Source organism: Sorangium sp. So ce385 (genome assembly GCF_051474135.1).
GTDB lineage: Bacteria > Myxococcota_A > Polyangia > Polyangiales > Polyangiaceae > Sorangium > Sorangium cellulosum_D.
Genome location: NZ_CP150337.1, coordinates 4,194,535 through 4,214,995, shown reverse-complemented (window position 1 = coordinate 4,214,995; position 20,461 = coordinate 4,194,535). Strand labels below are relative to the sequence as shown.

The window sequence follows — 20,461 nt, the reverse complement described above, 5'->3', positions numbered from 1 at the left end:
CCGCCGCCGTCAGCGGCGGCGGGCGCGGCGCGCGCTCCCGAGCGCGAGGAGGAGACCGAAGAGCGCGAGCGCGCGGGACGGGCCCGGCGCGCGCCCTGCCTCGCCGCCCACGGCGGCGACCGCGCAGTTGATGTTGACGTTGAAGCAGCAGCTGCATTCGTCTGGGGGCGCTCCTCCGCCGGCGTGATCCCCTCCCCCTGCCCCGCCGGCCGCATCCCGGCCTCCGCCGGCGCCGCCGCCCGCGCCGCTCGCCTCGGCGCCGCCCTCCCCGGCAGCGCCCTCGCCCCCGGTTGCGGCCGTGCCGCCGCCCCCCTCTCCTGCGCTGCCGCTGCCGCCGCCGATGGCACCGCCGCCGCCGATGGCACCGCCGCCGCCGCCCATGGCGCCGCCGCCGCTCGCATCGCCGCCGCTCGCATCGCCGCCGCTCGCATCGCCGCCGCTCGCATCGCCGCCCTCGCCTGCGCCGCCGCCCTCGCCTGCGCCGCCGCCCTCGCCTGCGCCGCCGCCCTCGCCTGCGCCGCCGCCGCTCGCTCCTGCGCCGCCGCCGCTCGCCTCGCCCCCCTGCCCTGCGTCACCGCCCTCGCCTGCGCCGCCGCCCGCCGCGTCGCGGCCACCACCGACATCGCCGCCGCCCCAGCCGCCCTCGCCGGAGGCGCCCGGATCCGAGCCCGGTAGATTGCGGCAGCCGAAGAGAGGGTGGCACTCGTCCGTGGTCGTCGGATCCCCATCGTCGCAGTCGAGGGGCATGTCGTTCAGGCAAGCCCCCTGGAAGCACAGCTCGATGCCGTTGCAGACGTCGAAGTCGTCGCAGAAGTCCCCGTCAGGCAGGGTCGCGTCCGCCGGGCAGCGCCCTGCGCCGTCGCAGTACTCCCCGGGATCGCAGGGCGAGCTCGAGACGCGGCAGAGCACCGTCGTGGGCTCGGCGGTGCACTGCGCCGAGCAGCAGTCCCCGTCGAGCCGGTTGCCGTCGTCGCACGACTCGCCCCGCCCGAGCACGCCGTCTCCGCAGATCGCGGGCCGCACCGTGAAGACCGTCGGATCGGCCGCGCCGGCGAACAGGGGCTCGTCGGTCAGCGCGCTCGACTCGTTGACCCCGTCCGAGTCGGCGTCGAAGGAGACGGTCCCCTGGTTCCTCACGACGAGCCCCTCGGTGAGCGGCCGGAGCGTCGCTTCTATCGTGATGAACATCCACTCCCCGGGCGCGATGGCGCCGTCCCAGCCGATCGTGTTGGTGGCGGGATCGGACGTGATCGCGCCCTCCTCCGCGACCGCGCCCTCGAGCAGGAGCTCCGGCGGGAGCACATCCATGAACTCGAACCCCGCGTTGTCGGGCTGCGCGCGACCGCCCTTGTTGTTGATGAGCAACGCATAGGAGACGTCGTCGCCGGCTCTGCGCTCGCTGAGCACGGTCAGGTAGGCGATCAGGCGCGTCGGCACGGAGACGGTCGTGTGCGCCACGCCCGCGTTGTTCTCCGGCGCCGGGTCGTGCTCTCGCGCGGTGACCTTCGCCGTGCCGTCGATCTCGAGGGTGACCGCGGGCGGCGTGAGGGTGGGCGCGGTCAGGGTGACCGCGATCGACGAGCTCTCCAGCGCGGCGAGCGACGCGCGCCGGCACACGAGCCCCTCGGTGGCCAGCCTGCACGTCCAGTCGGTCCCGGAGGCACCGACGAAGCTCGCCCCGGGCGGCAGGACGTACGTCACGACGAGGTCGCTCGCGTCGCCCGGCCCCTGGTTCGAGACGTCGATCGTCGCGACGAACTGCGCGCCGGGCGACACGGGATCCGGCGCGTCCGTCAGCGTGAGCGAGAGGTCCGCCCCGCAGGCCCCGGTCACGACCGGCACCGCCGCGAGCACGACGTTGTCGATCGCGACGCCGCACGGCCCGGGGCGCCCGACGTCGGTGCAGACCAGGCTGTCGTCCTGCGTGTAGTCGAACCGGAGCTGGACGGTCCGCCCGAGCAGCCCCGCGCCGGGGAAGCGGATCGACACGCGCTTGCTCCCGTCGGAGCTCCCCGACCAGACCGACTGATCGCCGAAGTATCCCGGGTCGTCCCTGGCGGGAAGGTGCTTGGGGAAATGGTGGCTCGCGCCCGTCGAGATCTGCTCGGCGAACGCCTCGGCCAGGACCGCGCGCGGCGCGGCGCCGGCCGTGAGATCCTCCACGCGCAAGGTCAGTCCGTCGAACGCCTCGACGAGCCGCTCTGGATCGTCCTCCAGCTCGTAGGTGAGATCGAAGTCGAGCGTGACGTGCGATTCCCCGGAGCGCTCCGGGATCGTCACGGCGGGAGACACCAGCGCGACGTGCGACGTCGCCGGCTCCTCGCCGTGAAACGCGGCGTTGTTGCCGGGCGTCAGCGTCTGCGCGACGATCCACGGCGACGCGGAGGCCGCGCCGCCCTCGCGCACCGACTGCCAGCCCGAGGGGAGCGCGGGCGGGCTCGCGTCGTCGAAATCCTCCTCGAGGAGGACCTCCGCGTCGCCCGGCACGCCCGTTTCGAGCTGGATGGGCAGCTCGAGCGTGCCCTGCGCGGAGCTCACCGTGAGCGTCAGATCGATCGGCGCGCCCGGGGGGAAGTCCCGCGCCGTGGTAAGGAGGAAGGGCGCGTCGCTCGCGGCGACGCGGAGCGGCTCGATGTCGGGGTAGGTCGCGCTCGCCCTCGCGACCGTCACGGCGGGCGTCTCCGTCTCGAGCGTGGCCGTGATCCCGGAGACGGTGGTGCTGCCCGAGACCGGGTTCGCGACGTAGTTCTCGAGGTAGACGCCGACCTCGATGCGCTCCCCCGGATCGACGCGCTCGTTCGCGAGCGCGCCGCACGCCGTGTCCGCGATCCGGGTGCCCGCGGCGCGCAGCGGCGGGACGCGCGCGAACTCGTCGAGGGCGTCGAGGTGGACGTTCGGCGCGATCATGGAGGTCGACGTCGGCTGTCCCTCATCGAACCGCGGCGTTTCGGCCGTCATGCCGAAGACGCTGTAGAGCTCGCCGGCGAGCGCCACGCCGCCGATGCGATCGCCGAGGTTCGGCCGGGAGGCGTCGTTGCCGTGGCCCGCGTGAAAGGGGTGGTCCGAGATCGGCGCAGGGGGGCTGAAGGAGGCGCCTTGATCGCTCGACGCGGTGTGCATGACCTCGGTCAGATCGCCCGTGCCCGCGACATCCTGGTCGTAGTAGACGACGTGCGCGGTGCCCGTCGTTCGATCGACGGCGACGAGGGGGAAGAGCTGGGCCCGGTCGCGCCCAGGATCGCTGTTGAGGAGGACGGGGTCGCCGGCGGCGCACGCCTCGGTGAAGGAGCGCAGGGCGATGTCGCCCGTCCCCCGGTCGCCGCTCCGCGGATAGACGACGTAGACGCGGCCCGTGGCCTGGTCGACGTCGATCGACGGGGAGCTCCTCGCGTGGTCGACGCCGAGGACCTGGTCTTCAGGGGGGTAGCCGGCCGCGTCGAGGAGGACGAGCGGTTCCCAGGTGGCGCCTCCGTCGGTCGAGCGGCGGCATCCGATGTTGCGCAGCGAGGTCCCCGGCTCGATGGAGCGGAAGACGGCGTAGACGATGGGCTCCCGATCGGCGACCCCGGGGAGGATGCGCGCGCTCGGCCCATCGAGGTCGCCGCCGGCGGGCGCCTGCGCGAGCACGGCCGCGGGCGACCAGGTCTGGCCGAGATCGTCGGAGTGGCTGTAGAGGATCCTGGGCGACGCGCCGCCGCGCTGGACCCAGGTGACGGACAGGCGCCCGGTCGCCGCGTCGACGTCGATGGAGGCCTGCTCGGCGCTCTCCCCGGCGACGAACGCGGGGGCGACCTCCACCGGCGCGGACCACGAGGTCCCGGCCTCGCTGCCGGGGTTCGAGCCATGGATGCAGAGGCCCTGGACGCCGTCGGCGGGGCGAACGTAGGTGGAGGCGCTGATGAACACGTCGCGGCTCGGATCGTGGACGACGCGGGGATCGCCGAGCACCTGTCCGCCTGGGGCCGAGGGCAGCCCGCGCTCGCCGCTCGGGCCGAGCACCTCGTCGAAGGACCTCCCCCGGTCGGTGGAGCGCGCGACGCCGGACTGGCGGATCGGGCTCGCGAGCGCGCCGCGCGGATCGGTGTAGGTCACGACGAGGATGCTCGCGTCCGCGTTCGCGGCGATCGCCGCCTGGCTCTGGGCGCCGAGCGCGTCGGGCGCGTGCACGTCGCGGTCCTCGCCCGCGGCGATCGCGAGCCGAGCTGCGCCGGGCGCCTCCGGTTCGTCGCTGCCGCAACCCGCGCCGGCGGCGAGCAATCCCCCGCCGAGCCACAAAGCGATCCCGCGTCGCGCGCGCATAAGCACCTCCGATCGGAGATCGATGCCGCGAGCTCGCAGGACGTGCCGATTTCCCCCACATGGCACGGCCTGTCCAGCGGAGCGGCCCGATGCGCTGCGGTCGTTTTCGGGCAACGCCGACGCACGCCGCGCGTCGGCGGGGCCGATGCGCCCGGCGCGAAGGCCTGCCTCGACGCCCTTTCCTGTTCTTCCCGTGCGGCGAGCCGGGCGCGTCGCGCGCCGCGCGCGGCGCATGGCGCGAGCCCGCGGCCGCCGGCGGGCGCCTGGGGGTGGACGGGATCAGGCGCTGCGCCGCGGGCCTCGGTCGCCGATCGCCGGCGGAGCGGGCGGCTCGGGGGGGCGGCCGGGGAGCACGAGGTCCGCGAGCCGTCGCGCCGCGACGAACGCCACCTCCTCGTCCGGAGCGGGAGCCTCACCGAGGTTGGCGCGCCCGCTCAGCGCGAGCATCGCGATGCCGTGGAGGCCCGCGAAGAGCACGTGGGTGTCCTCCGCCGGCCGCGCGCTGCCGTAGCGGCGCAGGAGCTCGACGAAGCCGCTCCACAGCGGGCGCGCGAGCCGCAGGCGCCCCTCCTCGCGCAGGCGGGCGCGGTCGAAGCGGCGCTCGGCCATCAGCCAGTAGAGGTCCGGGTGGCGCAGCGCGAACTCGACATACGCGACGGCGAGCGACCGCGCGTCGCCGCCGGCGCGCGCCCGCGCCTCGAGGAGCCCCGCGAGCCGCCGCCAGCCGGCGCCGTCGACGCGGATGAGGAATCCATCGAGCGAGCCGAAGTGGTGGTACAGCACCATCGTCGTCTGGCCGAGGAACGCGGCGATCTTGCGGGCGGTGAGGTCGTCGCGCGCCAGCCGGCCCTCGCAGAGCGCCTGGAACACGCGCTCCACCGGCTCATCGGCGTCCGTCACACCCATGCCCGCGATCCTGCCACGTCCGTGCTTCGCCCGTTGACGCCCTCAGCATAACACTGTTATGCTGGATGGGTATGGGATTGCTTTGCGACGAGGCGGCGGCTTCTGGGGCGCGGCGCGGGGGGCGCGTGCTCGCGGTGGGGCTCGCGCTGGCGGCGGGCGGGCTCTCGGGGGCGTGCACGTCGCGGCCGCCGGCGGCGGACGACGCGCCGGTGGGGCCGTACGAGGTGGTGGACGGGTGGCCGCGCGTCCCTGAGGGGATGGTGTTCGGGCCGGCGCTCGACGTGGCGGTGGACGGGCGCGGGCGCGTGCTGGTGAGCCATGCGGCCGGGCGCACGTCGGGCAACGACGCGCCGATCGGGGAGGCGACCATCCTGGTCTTCGATCCGGAGACGGGGGAGCTGCTCGACGCGTGGGGTGAAGGGTTGTTCGTCTATCCGCACGGGATCGAGGTCGACCGGGACGGCTTCGTGTGGGTCACGGACTCCGAGCAGAACCGGGTGTTCAAGCTGACGGCGGAGGGGAAGGTGGTCATGACCCTCGGCGAGGCGCCGTGAAGAAGAAGAGGCGCGGCGTGTGGCTCTTGGCGTCGCTCGCGGGACTCGGGTGCGCGGCGAGCCCGGAGCAGCTCGATCGGCCGACGAACGTCGCCTTCGGCCTGGACGGCGACGTCTACGTGGCTGACGGCTACAACCACGCTCGCATCGCGCGCTTCTCCGCGGGCGGCGAGCTCCTGTCGGAGTGGGGGGAGAAGGGCTTCGGGCGGGGGCAGTTCGATACGCCGCACGGGATCGCCACGGACGACGAGGGGCGGGTCTACGTGGCGGACCGGGAGAACGCGCGCGTGCAGGTCTTCAGCGCGGACGGCGGTTACCTCGCGCAGTGGAAGAGCGCGGCGCTGGGGCGGCCATGGGCGATCGCCTTCGGGCCCGACCGGCATGTCTACGTGGTCGACGGCGGCGACCAGGATCCGGAGCGGCCGCGGGGGCATGTGCTGCGGATCAACCTCGATGGGGAGATCGTGGACCGGTGGGGAACCTCGGGGGACGGCGCTGGGGAGATCGACTGGGGGCACGGGATCGCGGTGGGTCAGGACGGGAGCGTCTACGTGACCAGCCTGCGGGGTCGCGGCGTGCAGAAGTTCCGGAGGACGAAGTGAGGGGGCGAGGGCGCGCGCTCGCGATTGCGGCGGTCGCGGCCGGCGCGCTGGCCGCGGCGCCTGCTCGGGCGCAGGGCGTGGGCGACATGCCGATGCGGCCGGAGGACCGCGGGTATGTCGCGCTTTACGGCGTCTTTTCGGCCTCGCCGCAGGACGGCGAGCAGGCGACGGCGCACGTCGCCCCGCAGGTGGCGGCGGGCGCTCGCCTGAACGGGTGGCTGAGCGCGACCGTGGATGTGACCGCGGCCTGGACCACGTTCCAGGTGGAGGGCGAAGCGCGGCGCTCGTCGTTCCGGTTCGGGAATCCGTTCGTGACCCTGCAGGCGGCGCTGGTCGAGGGGCGAGGGCGATCGATCCATGCCGGGATCGGGGCTGCGCCGCCGCTCACGACGTTCCCGGGGACGATCCCGGCGAACACGGAGGTCGAGTACAACTACGCGGTCGCGACCGCGGCGCGCGGGTTCGCGGATCCCTGGGTGTGGGCGCCGAACGCGATCCCGGTCGCGCTCCTGCTCCGCAGCCGGGCGGAGCTCTTGGCGCGCGTGGTGCTCGGCGCCGAGCTGGATCCTGCGGTGCTCGTCTCGGTGAACTCCAATCCATCGCGCCTCGCGCTCGTGGCCGCGGCGCACGCCGGCTTGCGGCTCGGGCCGGTGACGCCGGGGCTGCGGGTGCAGATGCTCGCGCAGTCGGCCCCCCTCGCAGGGCGCAATTTCTCGCAGTGGTCGGCGGCCCTGTACGCGCACGCGGAGGTCGAGGCAGCCTTTGTGCGCGCGCAGGGCATGGTCAACGTGGATGCGCCGTTCGGCCTGGCCGGGCAGCGAGGGGCCACCGTGTGGGGGGCGTCGCTGGGCGGCGGGATCCGCCTGTAGCGGAGAGCACGCGGCGGCCCAGCGCTCGTCACGGTGCGACGCGCGAGGCGCCGTCGACCAACGCGACATTTTTCACACATCGTCACACTTTCAGATTTGCTAGGCAAATCACAGGTACCGATCGACGAGATCGTTGGTCCACTGGCGAGACGTGGCGGAGAGGGTGGCGGCCGCCACCCGCCCGAGCGTCATCATCGCCCGAATCAGCCGCTTTCGCAGCGTGGCACGACTCTTGGTATCTCCCACGAACATGAGTCAGCCCCGAGCGATCGTCCCTGGCGCTACCTACCTTCTCACGCGCCGGGTCCTGCGAAGGCACTTCCTCCTCCGACCCGACTCCGCCATCACACGACTCGTGATCTATAGCTTGGCGGTCTCGGCACGACGCTATGGAATCCTCGTGCACGCGCTCTGCGTGATGTCCACCCATCTTCATCTTGTTGCCACGGACACGCGTGGCGAGCTCCCACGCTTCCTCCAGCGGTTCCACCGCATTGTCGCGCTCGGAGCGAAAATCCTGCGAGCCTGGGAAGGCCCGATATGGGACCATGAGGCAACGAGCGTAGTACAACTATCGACAAGGGATGCATTGGTGGAGAAGATCGCCTACACACTCGCCAATCCGGCGATCGCGGGCCTCGTCGAGCATGCTCACGAATGGCCGGGCGCAAAAGTGCTCGTCCGCGAGCTCGGCTGCGGCACGCTGCGCGCCCGACGCCCTGAGATTTACTTCAATCCGAAGAACCCAGAGTGGACCGAGGAAGCCACCATACCAATCACACTTCCGCCCATGATAGCGAACAGCGACGCCGAGCGGTTCAGGCGCGAGGTCACAGCACAGCTCGATCTGCACGAGAAGCAGGCTCGTGCTACCCTGAAGCAACGGGGACTCAGCTTCCTCGGCCGTGCACGCGCAGGCAAGATTTCCCCTTACAAACGCGCGACAACCGTCGAACCGATCCGTGGCCTCAACCCAACATTCGCTGTTGGGCGCGGACGAACAGATGCGCGAAACAACGCGATCGCCGCGATGCACGCCTTCCGCACCGCATACCGAAGATCGCTCGAACAATGGCGCGCTGGCGTACGCAATACAATATTCCCCGTCGGGACATGGTGGATGCGTGTGTTCCACGGGGTTAGCGTCGATCGCGGCGAGCTCGCCGAAGCATAGACAGGGCGCGCATGAGCGTCGGCCACGGGTGTTCCCTCTCCCGTCGTACGACCATGAGCTGGAGCGTATCGACGCAGTCTATGGATGGTGAGGGGGCTCGCGAGGTTCACGCTCACTCGGCTTGCTCATAGGGTCGCCATGTCCATTTCGGCGGCTTGGCTACCGCAGCGTGGGGTAGCTCTCTGCTCGCCAGACTCGGGCGGACCGCCGTGATTGCAGATAGGTGGAAACCCGGTCGCGCTCGGCTCCGTCTGCGACATAACGAGGTGCCGGACTCCAGGCCGCGCTCAGCCGCTCCGCGCGACCTCCACGCACCAGTCACAATCGACCTCCAGCGCCGGTCGCGAGCGCCGTAGGTTGCGGATGTGAGGGTGCGCCGCGACCTGCGGTGGCGGCGCGCTTCAATGGCGGCCGGGGTAAGGACTGGCGTCGCCACGGTCGCGGAGGACCGCAGGACCGCGGAGGGCCGGAGGACGCGCACCTACGGTCGAGGAGGAGCGTAATCGGATAGGACCGAGGACTGCACAACCACGGTCCGGTCGGTCTGGTCGCAGTTGCGCAACCACGGTCGGGTCCGCGTGCGCCGCCGCCCCCGCAACCACGCCGCCGCCGCAACCACGGTCGGGTCCGCGCGGTCGGATCCGCGCCGCCGCAACCGCGGTCGGGTTCGCGCGGTCCCGGGTCCGCTCGCGGTCGGGTCCGCGCGGGATACGCGGGTGCGGTCGGGGCTCGCGGATGCGCTCAGGGTCGCGGAGCCGATCCGGGGCGGTCCGGGGCTGGAGATAGCGCCCGGTCGGGTCGGATGGTGCCGCCCATGCTAGACCGCGCAGCGCCGATGCCCTCCGAGCGCTCCCTCCTCTCCTCCGCAAGCTCCCCACTCACCGCTCCCCTCAGCGAGCTCTCAGGCGGCCTCGATGACACCGCCTCGAACGACACCTCCGCCAGCAGCCCCCCCGCCTCCACGCCGGCCGACCACGAGCCGCTCCCGTCGTTCGACCTCCCCTCGGACCGCCGGATCGTCACCCCCCGCGATCTCGCCGCGGAGCTCGCCGCAGCGCCGCCTGGCACGTTCCACGTGACGGGCTCTGCCGGCTCGGCCGGCGCACTCGTCATCCGTCGCCTCGTGGCAGCGGCCGCCGGCCGCCGCATCCTCGCCCTCACCCCTGACGTCGACAGCGCCCGCGCCCTGGCAGCAGACGCCTCGTTCCTGCTCGCCGACCGAAACGCCGACGACGCCGAGGCCACCGGCTCCACGGCCTCTGGCCGCGTCCTGCTCTACGTGCCGAACGAGGCCAGCCCCTACGCGGACGTCAACCCGGACCGCCGCGGCGCCCAGACCCGCCTCGCCACGCTCTTCCACCTCGGCATGGACCTGCCGTGGTCGGTCCTCGTCTGCCCCGTCGCCGCGCTCGCCCGTAAGGTCGTTCCCAAGGACGAGGTCACCGAGCACGCCGAGCTCGTCATCGCCGAGCAGGAGATGGATCGCGACGCGCTCTCCGCCCGCCTCGGCGCCGCTGGCTACGTGCGCAGCCCCCTCGTGGAAGACCCTGGCTCCTTCGCCGTTCGCGGTGCCCTCCTCGATGTCTGGGCGCCCTCGGCCGAGCTGCCGGTGCGCATCGATTTTTACGGCGACGTCATCGCTTCGATCAAGACCTTCAACCCCGACGACCAGCGCACGATCGCCGACGTGAAGGAGGTCTGGCTGCCGCCGGCCCGCGAGGCGATCCTCACGCCAGACAATGTCGAGCGCGCCCGCCAGCGCGTCCGTGCCGCGTGCGACGCCATCGACTTCCCCTCGACCAAGGCGCGCGCCCTGGTCGACGACGTTGCCAGCGGCCGTGCCTTCTTCGGGGCCGAGGGCTATCTGCCGGCGTACATCGACCTCGCCGCCTTTAGCTCGTACCTGCCCGGCGACGCGCTCGTCGTTCTCGAGGATCCGGCCTCCCTCACCGCCGCCCTGCGCGACGAGCTCGGTCGCGCCGCCGCCGACCGGAGCCACAAGGATCGCGAACCGCACTTCGCGCTCGGCGCCTTCTACGAGGACGAGGCGCACGTCGCGTCCTGGCTCGGGAACCGCACCGTGGTTGCGCTACATCGCACCGGGGTTGAGGGCGCCGTGGAAAGTCAGGACTCGCTGGAGCGCTTCGAGGTCGTCCCCGAGGATGCCCCCTCGATCGCCACGCGGGACCAGTCGGACCTCGAGCGTGCCATCAAGGCGGCCCGCGCTTCACGGGGCAAGCATGGCGCTCTGGACCCGCTCGTTCGCCGCGTCGTCGCTTGGCAAGAAGCGGGCCTCAGGGTGCTGATCGCCGCGCGGGCACAGACCCAGGTTGAGCGCCTGGTTGCGCTGCTCCGCCACCGAGACGTGCGGGTGAAGGCCAACCTCGGTCCGTTCGACCCGGCGTTCCTCGACGGCAACAGCTCAACCGTTGCACGCGACACCGCCCTCGTCGTCACCGGCTCCCTTGCGCGTGGCGTCATCGCTCCGGCCGAGGGGCTAGCGCTGGTCACGGAAGAGGAGATCTTCGGAGCCCGGGCCCACCGCCGCGCCGCTCGCGCCTCCGCCTCCGCCACCAAGCCCGCGCAGGCCTTCCTCGAGGATCTCCGCAACCTGGGTGTCGGCGATTACGTCGTCCATGTAGAGCACGGCATCGGACGGTACCTCGGCCTCGTCCACAAGCAGGTCGGCGCAACCACGGTCGACCTCATCGCCGTCGAGTACGCCGGCGGCGACAAGCTCTACCTGCCGGTCTACCGCCTCAACCAGATCCAGAAATTCAGCGGCGGCGAAGGCGCCCCCAAGCTCGATCGGCTCGGCGGGCAAACCTTTGCCAAGACGAAGGCGCGGGTCGAGAAGAGCGTCCGTAAGATGGCCGACGAGCTCCTGCGTCTGTACGCCGAGCGCCGCGCCGCCACGGCCGAGCCCATTCCGCCCTCGGACGACGATTACCGTGCCTTCGAAGCGACTTTCCCCTTCGACGAGACGCCCGACCAGGCGCGGGCCATCACCGAGGTTGCGGCCGACCTCGAGTCCGGCCGTCCCATGGACCGCCTCGTCTGCGGCGACGTCGGCTTCGGCAAGACCGAGGTTGCCATCCGCGCCGCCTTCCGCGCCGCCAACGCCGGCAGGCAGGTGGCCGTCCTCTGTCCAACCACGGTGCTCGCGCAGCAGCACTACCTCAGCTTCAAGTCCCGCATGGCCTCCTACCCCATCGAGGTCCGCGCCATGTCCCGCTTCCAGACCAAGCAGGAGCAGGACGAGGTCTCCCGCGGCCTCCGCGACGGCAGCGTCGACGTCGTCATCGGCACGCACCGCCTCCTCTCCAAGGACATCCACTTCAAGCGGCTCGGCCTGCTCGTCGTCGACGAGGAGCAGCGCTTCGGCGTCACCCACAAGGAGCGCATCAAGGCCCTCAAGACCAACGTCGACGTCCTCACGCTCTCGGCCACCCCCATCCCCCGCACCCTCCAGATGGCGGTCTCCGGCCTCCGCGACATGTCGATCATCACCACCCCCCCGGTCGACCGCCGCGCCATCCGCACCGTGGTTACCCGCCACGACGAGGCCGTCATCCGCGAGGCCGTCCTCCGCGAGCTCGGCCGCGGCGGCCAGGTCTTCTACGTCTACAACCGCGTCGAGGGCCTCTACGAGCGCGCCGCCCGCCTCGCCGAGCTCGTCCCGAGCGCCCGCATCTGCGTCGCGCACGGCCAGATGAGCGAGCAGAACCTCGAGCAGGCCATGCTCGACTTCGTCGAGGGACGCTACGACGTCCTCTGCGCCACCGCCATCATCGAGAGCGGCCTCGACATCCCCCGCGCCAACACCATCCTCATCGACCGCGCCGACATGTTCGGCCTCTCGCAGCTCTACCAGCTGCGCGGCCGCGTCGGCCGCTCCAAGGAGCGGGCCTACTGCTACCTCATCGTCCCGCCCCCGAACGCCATGACCGACGAGGCCCGCGCCCGCATCGAGGCCCTCGAGCGCCACACCGAGCTCGGCTCCGGCTTCCAGATCGCCTCGCTCGACCTGGAGCTACGCGGCGCCGGCGACCTCCTCGGCGCCGAGCAGAGCGGCACCGTCGCCCAGGTCGGCTTCGAGCTCTTCTGCCAGATGCTCGACGAGGCCGTCCACGAGCTCCGCGGCGAGCCCGTGGTCCACGACGTCGACACCGAGCTCTCCTTCGACGCCGATGCGCTCCTGCCGGAGGAGTACGTCTCCGACGTCGGCGTACGCCTCTCCCTCTACAAGCGCTTCGCCAGCGCCGGCTCGGCCGAAGACGTGCAGGACCTCGCGGTCGAGATGGAGGACCGCTTCGGCCCGCCGCCGATCGAGGCGCGCCGGTTCGTGCACCTCATGCGGCTCAAGACCGAGCTGCGCCGGCTGAAGGCGCTCGCGTGCGAGGCGAGCGCCAAGGGGGTCACGCTGCACCTGCGCGAGGACACCCCGCTCGACCACGCCAAGGTGCTCCGGCTGGTCCAGCCGAAGGGCTCGCCCTACCGGATCTCGCCCGACATGCGGCTCTCCCGTCGCCCCAGGGACGGCGAGGTCTTCACGAGCGGGCTGGAGGCGACCGACAAGCTCCTCAGCGAGCTCGCCAACTGCCTCAAGGACGGCGCCTGATCGCGCGCCGCCGCGCGGCGGGCTCCCGGATCGTCCAGCATCCCCCGGTGAGCTCGCCGCGCGGGATTGACCACGATCCGGCCGCGCGGCGCGGAGGCGACGCCGCGCTCCGGCGGTGATACCGTTGCGCGACGGGAGGGGATGGATGACCGATCGCCGGGATCGCGAGCGGCTCGAGGCGCTCCAGCGGAGCACCATGACGAGCTGGTACAGCCCGTTCCAGCTGGCCCGCGCCGCGCTCGACCTGACCGTCTCCCGCCTGATCGGCGCGCGCGGCGATTTCCGGCTCATCGAGGCGATCGCGGGGCCGCAGCTGCCCTTCGACTATGCCGTTCGAAACGGCCTCACGCGCGACGAGATCTGGATCGACTACGTGGCGGACACGGGAGACGGCTTCAACCCCACCTACGCGATCGCGAGCCTGCTCGCCCGGCCGACGCTCTCGCTCGACGGCCGGGAGACGCGGCGCGGAGAGGTGCTGATCATGGGCGGGGACCAGGTGTATCCCTCGGCCACGCGGCAAGCGTACTGGACGCGCCTCGTCGAGCCCTACGCGGCCGCGCTCCCGAAGGCGGACGTGGAGGAGCCGCCGCACCTGTTCGCGATCCCGGGCAATCACGACTGGTACGACGGGCTGATGAGCTTCATGCGCCTCTTCGGCCAGAAGCGCACGCTCGGCGCGTGGAAGACGCTCCAGTCGCGGAGCTACTTCGCGCTGAGGCTCCCCCACGGCTTCTGGCTGCTCGGCGTGGACATCCAGCTGGAGTCCGACATCGATCAGCCGCAGATCGAGTATTTCTGCAAGCTGGCGAGGCACGACATGCGCGACGGGGATCGCGTGGTCCTCTGCACCGCCGAGCCCGACTGGGTGAAGGGCGCCATCTACAACCCCGATCTCCAGAGCAACCTCGCCTTCTTCGAGAAGCAGCTCGCCGACGCGCGGCCCGGGATCGAGGTCGTCGCGCGCATCGCCGGAGATCTGCACCACTATCGACGCCACGAGTCCGCCGACGGCCGGCAGAACATCATCGCCGGCGGCGGCGGCGCCTTCCTCCACCCGACCCACGGCGAGCCGGTCGCCGTGGTCCGCTCGGGCGCGGGCGCGGACCAGCGCCCCTACACCCTGAAGGCGTCATTTCCGTCAGAGCCCGAGTCGCGCCGCCTCACCTGGCGCAACCTCTTGTTCGCCCGGTACAACCTCGGCTTCTGGCCCGTCGCGGCGTTCGTCTACATGCTCTCTTCGCTGACGCTGCCCCGCCCCGGTCCGGGCGCCGTCGCGTGGGTCCTCGTCGTCCTGCTCGTGTTCATCGTCTTCACCGACACGCACAAGACCTGGTATCGCCGCCTCGCCGGCTCGCTCCACGCGCTCGCGCACCTCGGGGCCGCGCTGGGGCTCGCTTACGCCGGCGGCGCGCTGCTCGGCGTCGACGTCCGGAGCCTCCAGTCGATGTGGAGCATCGTCGGCGTGACGCTCTTCGTCGGCGTGACCGGCGCCGTGGTCGGGTCGACGTTGATGGGCATCTACCTCCTGATCTCGCTCAACGTCGCGCGTCGCCACGGCAACGAGGCGTTCTCGGCGCTCCAGATCGAGGACTACAAGAACTTCTTGCGGATTCACGTCCACCGAGGCGGGCTCACCATCTACCCCGTCGGCCTGCGGAAGGTGCCGCGCGCGTGGAAGGTGGCCGAGGATCGCAGGCCCGGCGAGCCGCGCCTCGTCCCTCAAGGCGGCGCGCTCGCGCCGGAGCTCATCGAGGAGCCCGTCACGATCCCGATCGCGCCGCAGCATCGCTGGACCGACCGGTCCACCCCTGCCTCGGCGGACGCCGGGCTCCGTGAGTGCCCCGCCGGCGAGCCGCAGAGCCGCCCCTCCGCGGCCGGTTGCACCGCCGAGGACGGCGCGCCAGAGCGGTAGGATCGCTCCTGCGGGTTGAGGCAGTTCGCCTCAATCGGGACATTCTGCCGTCCTCGTGGCGCGCGCGGCCTCGATCGGGCGGTCAGGGCGTGGCGGCGAGGTTGGGCAGGGTCAGCGGAGAGACCTTGGGACAGATCTCGCGTTGCTCCCCGGGGGGCGCGAGCGGATCCTGGCCTTCCCTCGGGCACGAGCGCGGGCCGTTCGCGATGGCGTCCTGCTCGCGGTCGTCCGGGGTCCATTCGCGGTTGATGCTCGGCGCGTTCGCGAGCCCCTCGGCGCACGCCGCGGAGGCGGCGACGAGGAGCAGCGCGAGCGCGGCGCGGATCGATGAGCCAAAAGAGCGTTTCATGGGCACATCCCATCTCCCCGCGTGGCCGGCGCTGACCGCGCCGGTCCGCGGAAGTCGTCAGGGTTTCCCGACGGGGTTCACGGTCCGTGCCAGGTCGAGGTCGCCGGGCTGAACGGGCTGCCAGGCAGCCCCTCGCGGCCGCCGCCGGCCGCGGCTCGTCGCGGGCCGTCGAGCCGAGCGCGGCCACGGCGGCGCCAGGCTCGGCGCACGACCCGCGCATGGCTTGCGTCCCCGCGCAAATGCCCAAGGTGGTCGGCGGGGGGGTCCGTGCGGAGCGCGACCCCGGAAGGAGTGTCGATCATGGCGAGAGACGTCGTCGAGGTGCTCAACGATCTCATCCAGCTCGATCGCGACGCGATCGCCGCTTACGAGCAGGCCATCCAGGCGTGCGAGCACGCTCAGACCAGGGAGATGCTCGCGAGGTTCAGGGACGATCACGGGCGCCACGTGGTGGATCTGAGCGCACACGTGACGTCGCTCGGCGGCGCCCCGGCGGCGAGCCGCGACCTCAAGGGCAAGCTCATCGAAGGGTTCACGGCGATCACGAGCATGGGAGACCACAGCGCGCTGCTCGCGATGCGCGGCAACGAGGAGATGTCGAACCGGCAATACCAGGCGGCGCTGAACGAGTCGCTCACGACCGAGGCGCGGGCCATCGTCGAGCGCAATTACGCCGATGAGCAGCGGCACCTCGCCTGGATCAAGGACGCGCTGTCGCGGAAGATCTGGGAGCGGGCCGCCTAGACGGGCGATCGGCCCGAGGTGGTGACGAGGACGATCGGAAACAGGTTCTACGCTGGGGGGGTACTATGAAGTCGAGTCGGTCCATTCATCTCGCGCTCGCCATGGGCGCGCTCGCGGTCGCGCCGGCGCTGGCGGCCGCCCAGACGGGCAGCACGAGCCCGCCGCAGCAGCGCGAATCGGGCACGCCGGGGGCGGCCCAGGGCGGCGCCCAGCAGGGCGGCGGCGCCCAGCAGGGTGGCGCCCGCGGGACGGCGCAGAGCGGCGCGCAACAGCAGGGCGGCGCGCAGCAGCAGGGCGGCGCGCACCAGGGCGGCGCCCGTGGGACGGCGCAAGGCGGCGCGCAACAGCAGGGCGACCAGCCTGGGCAACGCGCGCAGCAACAGCAGCAGCAACAGGGGCAACGCCAGAAGAAGGCGATGACGCTCAAGGAGCAGATCTCCTTCAAAATCGAGGAAGGGTGCACCTACACCGCTTCCGTGAACGGTCGGATCGAGCCCGCCGCGGCGGGCAAGTCGCAGCAGCCCTCGGGCGCTCAGCCGGGCGGCGGCCCTCAGGGGCGAGGCGGCGCGGGCGCGCAGGGCCAGACCGGCGGCGCGGCGCAAGGCCCTGCCGGCGGCAGCCAGGCTCAGGCCGGCGGCGCTCAGGATCGCAGCCGTGACACCGGCGGCAGCCAGGCCCCGGCGGGTGGTGCTCCCGGCGGCAGCCAGGCCGGCGGCGCTCAGGGCGGCGCCCAAGCCCACGCAGGCGGTCAGGCCGGCGGCGCGCAAGGCGGTCAGGCGGACGGCGCGCAGGGCGGGGGTCAGGCAGGGTCAGGGGCCGGCGCTCAGGAGAGGGTGAAGCCCAACCTCACCGTCTCCGCCTCGATGAGCTGCCCCAACGCGCCCGAGCTCCGGGTCACGGACACGCTGAAGACGGACGCGGCCGTCACGCGCTCGGAGCTCGAGGGCATGATCTCGCGCCGGGCGAGCATCGCGACCCAGAAGAGCGGGCGCTTCTGCATGTATGTGCCGCAGTTCGAGCTGACGAGCGAGAGGCTGAGCGGCCGCGGCATCGCGCAGCTCTGCCGCGTGCCCGCGGCCGATCAGAAGCAGGGAATGCGGTGATCCCCGGGGGCCTCCGCGCCCGCGAGATGCGGGACGTCCCATCTCGCGAGGCGCGGAGCGTCGAGAGCGCTCGTTGATCTCAGGCGCGCGCCGGCGCTCGGCAGGCGCGCGCCGGCGCGGCGCTCAGCGGCGGATCAGAGCGGGGGGCAGGACTGCTGGCTGGCGATCACGAGGGGGCGCGCGGTGCTCGTCCCGCTGCTCGGGTAGTAGGTGCCGCCCGAGGTGACGCTCCAGGTGTGTCCGACCACGGCTCCCGTCGTCACATCGGCATAGATACGCATGTAGGCCGTCCCCGGCCCCGCCGTGAACGTGCCGACGCACGAGCCCGGCGCCGAGGGGACGAAGCGGCTGTCGGGATAGATGGTGCTGCAGCCGTGCACCGAGGTGGTCGAGTCGATGATCGGCAACACCCATTGCGTCGTGTTGGCGATAATCGGCTTTATCGCGGTGATCTGCGTCGGCGCCAACCTGACGATGGCGGTGTGCCCGCTGTAGGAGCCGGTCGAGTCGAGCACCAGGATGTCGCCCGCGGCGACGCTCGAGATGCTCGTGACCGGCGTGAAGTCGTCGCCCAAGGGAGTGCCTGAGACGTCGATGGTATCGACGGCGTTGTCGTAGTAGACAGCGGAGCTCGGGCTGGGCGACCCCCAGAGCACGGAGATGTCCGAGCTCGTATATCCCCAGAGGTTCTTCTGAGCGAGCGTGAAGAGCGAGGCGCCGCTGGAGACCGCCGTCCCGGCCGCGACGATATCGAGCGCCTCATCGGCGATATCCGAGCACGCCTCGGCGGGCGCGGAGCCGAGCGCGACGAGAGAAGCAGCAGCAGACACCATCAGGAAACGAGCAGCATTGCTGAGCATGAATTACCTCGGTTGACGGTTACCACGTTGCCGTTCCGCAGGCCGAGCAGATTCGGTTGAGGAGGTCGATCGTGTACAGCAAGAGAATCGCACCTGGTCGGGTCGAGCCTAGCATCCAATGTTTACTGTCGATACACGGCATCCGTCAACATGCTTCTAACGTTTCCCGATGCGCTGATTCATTTTCATGTGCTCATGTAGGACACAAGAGCTCTTCGGCCGGCACCGCCGGATAGTGTCCACCGGTTGATGGCGCCCCCGAGTCATTGACTCAGCCGTCGCGGCTGACGCTGCGCGCCAGTATCCGTGAGGGACGACGGCGTGAGACATCGGCATCGGAAGCTCGTCCCGCTGGAATCCAGCAACACTCCACTCAGCGAGCGCTGGGGCTGCGCGAGGCACTCCTGCACGACCAGGAGCGGGCGCTCTCCAAGCGCCGCAGCAGCGCCGCAGCATTTGCGCGATCCTGCCGCTGCTCAACGGGATCTCTCCCTCGACGAGAGCACGCTCCTCTCCTCCCCGAACCGAGCGCGCGGCGGTGGCCGACCGACCCGACATCGCAACGACCCTCGGCGCGACCGCCCGCGACGTGAATCCGACGCTCGACAGGCGGCGAGGCGCGCCGGGAGCGCCGCGAGGCGGCTCCACCCAGCCGCCTCGCCCGTCTCTCCGCCCTCAGTACGGCAGCTCATCCAGCGCTGGCATCTCCGGCGGCCGCCCCCGCGCCCCGTTCTTCCCGGGCCGCGCGGTGGTCGGCACCGAGGCCCCGGGCTGCGTCGCCTCGCCATCGTCCTCCAGCCCAGGCGGCGGCTGCGCCATGGACCGGCGCCCGGTGAAGCGGAGCTCCCGCGCGATCACCTCGGTGCGGTAGCGCCGGATCCCGTCCTTCTCGTAGCTCGACGTCCGCAGCCCGCCCTCGATGAGCACGCCGTCGCCCTTGGTCAGCACCTTCGCGAGCGCCTCGGCGCGCGGCCCCCAGAACACGATGTTGTGCCACTCGGTGCGCTCCTTGGGCTCCTTGTTCTTGTCGACGAACGACTCGTTCGTCGCCATGCGCAGCTGGAGCACCGGCGTGCCATTGCCGGTGTAGCGCAGCTCCGGATCCGAGCCGAGATTGCCCATGAGAATCACCTTGTTCATTCCCTCGTTCATGATGCGCTCCAGATCGTGATATTGTTGTCGTTTGCCGTCGATTACGTCGCTTGCCGTCGATTACGTCGTTTGCTGTCGTATTCCGCTGTCACCCGTCGCTCGATAGCGCTCGAGCGCCGTTCATCGAGCTCTCCTGCTGCCCAGCGCCTCTCTCGGCGAGGCGCGGTATCTCCCCGCGAGCAAACCGTCGTTCGAGCCGAGCGGGCGGCGCGCGGCAGCCCCGGGCCGCCGGCGCGCCGCCCGCTCGGGCTCACGCATCCATCGCCGCGCTGGCGCCGGGCCGCGCCGGCGCGGCCGCGTCGACGGCCGCGCGGAGCGACGTGGCGAGCGTCGGCTTCCCGATCAGCGCCTCGCGGGCGCGCTCCCTCCCCTGCCCGATGTGCTCCCCCGCGAACGACAGGTGCGCGCCGCTCTTCTCCACCACCCCGAGCTGGCACGCAAAGTCGATGAGGTCCGCCGCGCCGTCGATGCCAGCACCCCAGCGGATGTCGAACTCGGCCTCTCGGAAGGGCGGAGCCATTTTGTTCTTTACCACCTTGACGCGTGTCCTCGATCCTATGGCCTCGTCGCTCACCTTCACCGGCCCCACCCGCCGCACGTCGAGCCGCACGCTCGCGTAGAACTTGAGCGCGTTGCCGCCGGTCGTCACCTCGGGGTTGCCGAAGACGACGCCGATCTTCTGCCGGAGCTGGTTGATGAAGATGAGCGTCGTGTCGGTCCGGTGGCATATCCCCGTGAGCTTCCGCAGCGCCTGGCTCATCAGCCGCGCCTGGAGGCCCATGTGCGACTCGCCCATGTCGCCCTCGATCTCGGCCTTGGGCGTGAGCGCAGCCACCGAGTCGACGACGATCACGTCGACCGCGCTCGAGCGCGCGAGCATCTCGACGATCTCCAGCGCCTGCTCGCCGTTGTCCGGCTGCGAGACGAGGAGCCTGTCGATGTCGACGCCGATCGAGCGCGCATACGTGACGTCGAACGCGTGCTCGGCGTCGATGAACGCGGCGACCCCGCCCACCCGCTGCGCCTCCCGCATCGCGTGGAGCGTGAGGGTGGTCTTCCCCGACGACTCCGGGCCGTAGATCTCCACGATCCGCCCGCGCGGGTAGCCGCCGATCCCGAGCGCCGCGTCCAGCGACAGCGAGCCGGTCCGGATCAGGCCGATGTCCCTGGTCTCGTTCTCATCGTTCAACGACATGATCGCCCCCTTCCCGAACTGCTTCTCGATGGTGCCGACGACGGTCTTCACGGTGCGGAGCTTCTCAGCGATCTCGGTCATCATCTTGGTCTCTTCCTTTCAAACTGCCTTCGTTGGG

At 71.4% G+C, this 20,461-nt stretch carries 15 protein-coding genes; 8 read left to right on the top strand and 7 right to left on the bottom strand.

From position 1 onward, the window contains the following. Positions 1-9: 9 nt before the first annotated feature. Both WME83_RS15645 and WME83_RS15640 read right to left on the bottom strand, forming a co-directional pair. Positions 10-4,299 (bottom strand): hypothetical protein, encoded by a 4,290-nt coding sequence (locus tag WME83_RS15645; protein WP_437320079.1) that lies wholly within the window; start codon positions 4,297-4,299, stop codon positions 10-12. A 279-nt stretch (positions 4,300-4,578) separates the two neighbouring features. After that, positions 4,579-5,205: a TetR-like C-terminal domain-containing protein gene (locus tag WME83_RS15640; protein WP_437320078.1), complete on the bottom strand. Its 627-nt coding sequence runs from the start codon at positions 5,203-5,205 to the stop codon at positions 4,579-4,581. Between the two features lie 71 nt (positions 5,206-5,276). Between WME83_RS15640 and WME83_RS15635 the strand changes: the two genes are divergently transcribed. Genes WME83_RS15635 through WME83_RS15625 form a run of 3 tightly spaced genes read left to right on the top strand, consistent with a single transcriptional unit; the run spans position 5,277 to position 7,230 of the window. Further along, positions 5,277-5,759: a hypothetical protein gene (locus WME83_RS15635; protein ID WP_437320077.1), complete on the top strand. Its 483-nt coding sequence runs from the start codon at positions 5,277-5,279 to the stop codon at positions 5,757-5,759. Next, positions 5,756-6,361 (top strand): hypothetical protein, encoded by a 606-nt coding sequence (locus WME83_RS15630; RefSeq protein WP_437320076.1) that lies wholly within the window; start codon positions 5,756-5,758, stop codon positions 6,359-6,361. The genes WME83_RS15635 and WME83_RS15630 overlap by 4 nt, the downstream gene beginning before the upstream one ends. Continuing rightward, positions 6,358-7,230 (top strand): hypothetical protein, encoded by an 873-nt coding sequence (locus tag WME83_RS15625; protein ID WP_437320075.1) that lies wholly within the window; start codon positions 6,358-6,360, stop codon positions 7,228-7,230. Before WME83_RS15630 ends, WME83_RS15625 begins: the two co-directional genes overlap by 4 nt. A 108-nt stretch (positions 7,231-7,338) precedes the next feature. On the opposite strand, the gene WME83_RS15620 is transcribed toward WME83_RS15625, so the two are convergent. After that, positions 7,339-7,482, bottom strand: a complete 144-nt coding sequence (locus WME83_RS15620; protein ID WP_437322155.1) for a hypothetical protein — start codon at positions 7,480-7,482, stop codon at positions 7,339-7,341. Between WME83_RS15620 and WME83_RS15615 the strand changes: the two genes are divergently transcribed. The 3 genes from WME83_RS15615 (at position 7,481) to WME83_RS15605 (ending at position 14,940) form a co-directional block, all read left to right on the top strand. Next, positions 7,481-8,404 (top strand): transposase, encoded by a 924-nt coding sequence (locus WME83_RS15615; protein WP_437322002.1) that lies wholly within the window; start codon positions 7,481-7,483, stop codon positions 8,402-8,404. The genes WME83_RS15620 and WME83_RS15615 overlap by 2 nt on opposite strands. 814 nt (positions 8,405-9,218) lie before the next feature. Continuing rightward, the gene (gene mfd / locus WME83_RS15610; protein ID WP_437320074.1) at positions 9,219-13,025 is read left to right on the top strand and encodes a transcription-repair coupling factor; all 3,807 of its coding nucleotides are present in this window, start codon (positions 9,219-9,221) and stop codon (positions 13,023-13,025) included. A gap of 145 nt (positions 13,026-13,170) precedes the next feature. Further along, the gene (locus WME83_RS15605) at positions 13,171-14,940 is read left to right on the top strand and encodes a metallophosphoesterase (protein ID WP_437320073.1); all 1,770 of its coding nucleotides are present in this window, start codon (positions 13,171-13,173) and stop codon (positions 14,938-14,940) included. An 82-nt stretch (positions 14,941-15,022) separates the two neighbouring features. Here WME83_RS15605 and WME83_RS15600 read toward each other — a convergent pair whose 3' ends face one another. Further along, the gene (locus WME83_RS15600) at positions 15,023-15,289 is read right to left on the bottom strand and encodes a hypothetical protein (protein ID WP_437320072.1); all 267 of its coding nucleotides are present in this window, start codon (positions 15,287-15,289) and stop codon (positions 15,023-15,025) included. A 300-nt stretch (positions 15,290-15,589) separates the two neighbouring features. Here WME83_RS15600 and WME83_RS15595 point away from each other — a divergent pair, with 300 nt between their 5' ends. Next, a complete protein-coding gene (locus WME83_RS15595) occupies positions 15,590-16,033 on the top strand; it encodes a PA2169 family four-helix-bundle protein (RefSeq protein WP_437320071.1) in 444 nt (147 codons plus the stop codon). A gap of 65 nt (positions 16,034-16,098) precedes the next feature. After that, positions 16,099-17,136 carry a hypothetical protein gene (locus WME83_RS15590; protein WP_437320070.1) on the top strand — a complete coding sequence of 346 codons (1,038 nt, stop codon included), beginning with the start codon at positions 16,099-16,101 and terminating at the stop codon, positions 17,134-17,136. A 134-nt stretch (positions 17,137-17,270) separates the two neighbouring features. Here the strand turns inward: WME83_RS15590 and WME83_RS15585 are convergent, their stop codons facing one another. From WME83_RS15585 to recA, 3 genes are all read right to left on the bottom strand, one after another. Then, positions 17,271-17,996 (bottom strand): hypothetical protein, encoded by a 726-nt coding sequence (locus WME83_RS15585; protein WP_437320069.1) that lies wholly within the window; start codon positions 17,994-17,996, stop codon positions 17,271-17,273. A 675-nt stretch (positions 17,997-18,671) separates the two neighbouring features. After that, entirely contained in the window at positions 18,672-19,148 is a 477-nt protein-coding gene (locus tag WME83_RS15580) for a single-stranded DNA-binding protein (RefSeq protein ID WP_437320068.1), read from the bottom strand. Between the two features lie 250 nt (positions 19,149-19,398). Next, the gene (gene recA, locus WME83_RS15575; RefSeq protein ID WP_437320067.1) at positions 19,399-20,427 is read right to left on the bottom strand and encodes a recombinase RecA; all 1,029 of its coding nucleotides are present in this window, start codon (positions 20,425-20,427) and stop codon (positions 19,399-19,401) included. Positions 20,428-20,461 lie beyond the last annotated feature (34 nt).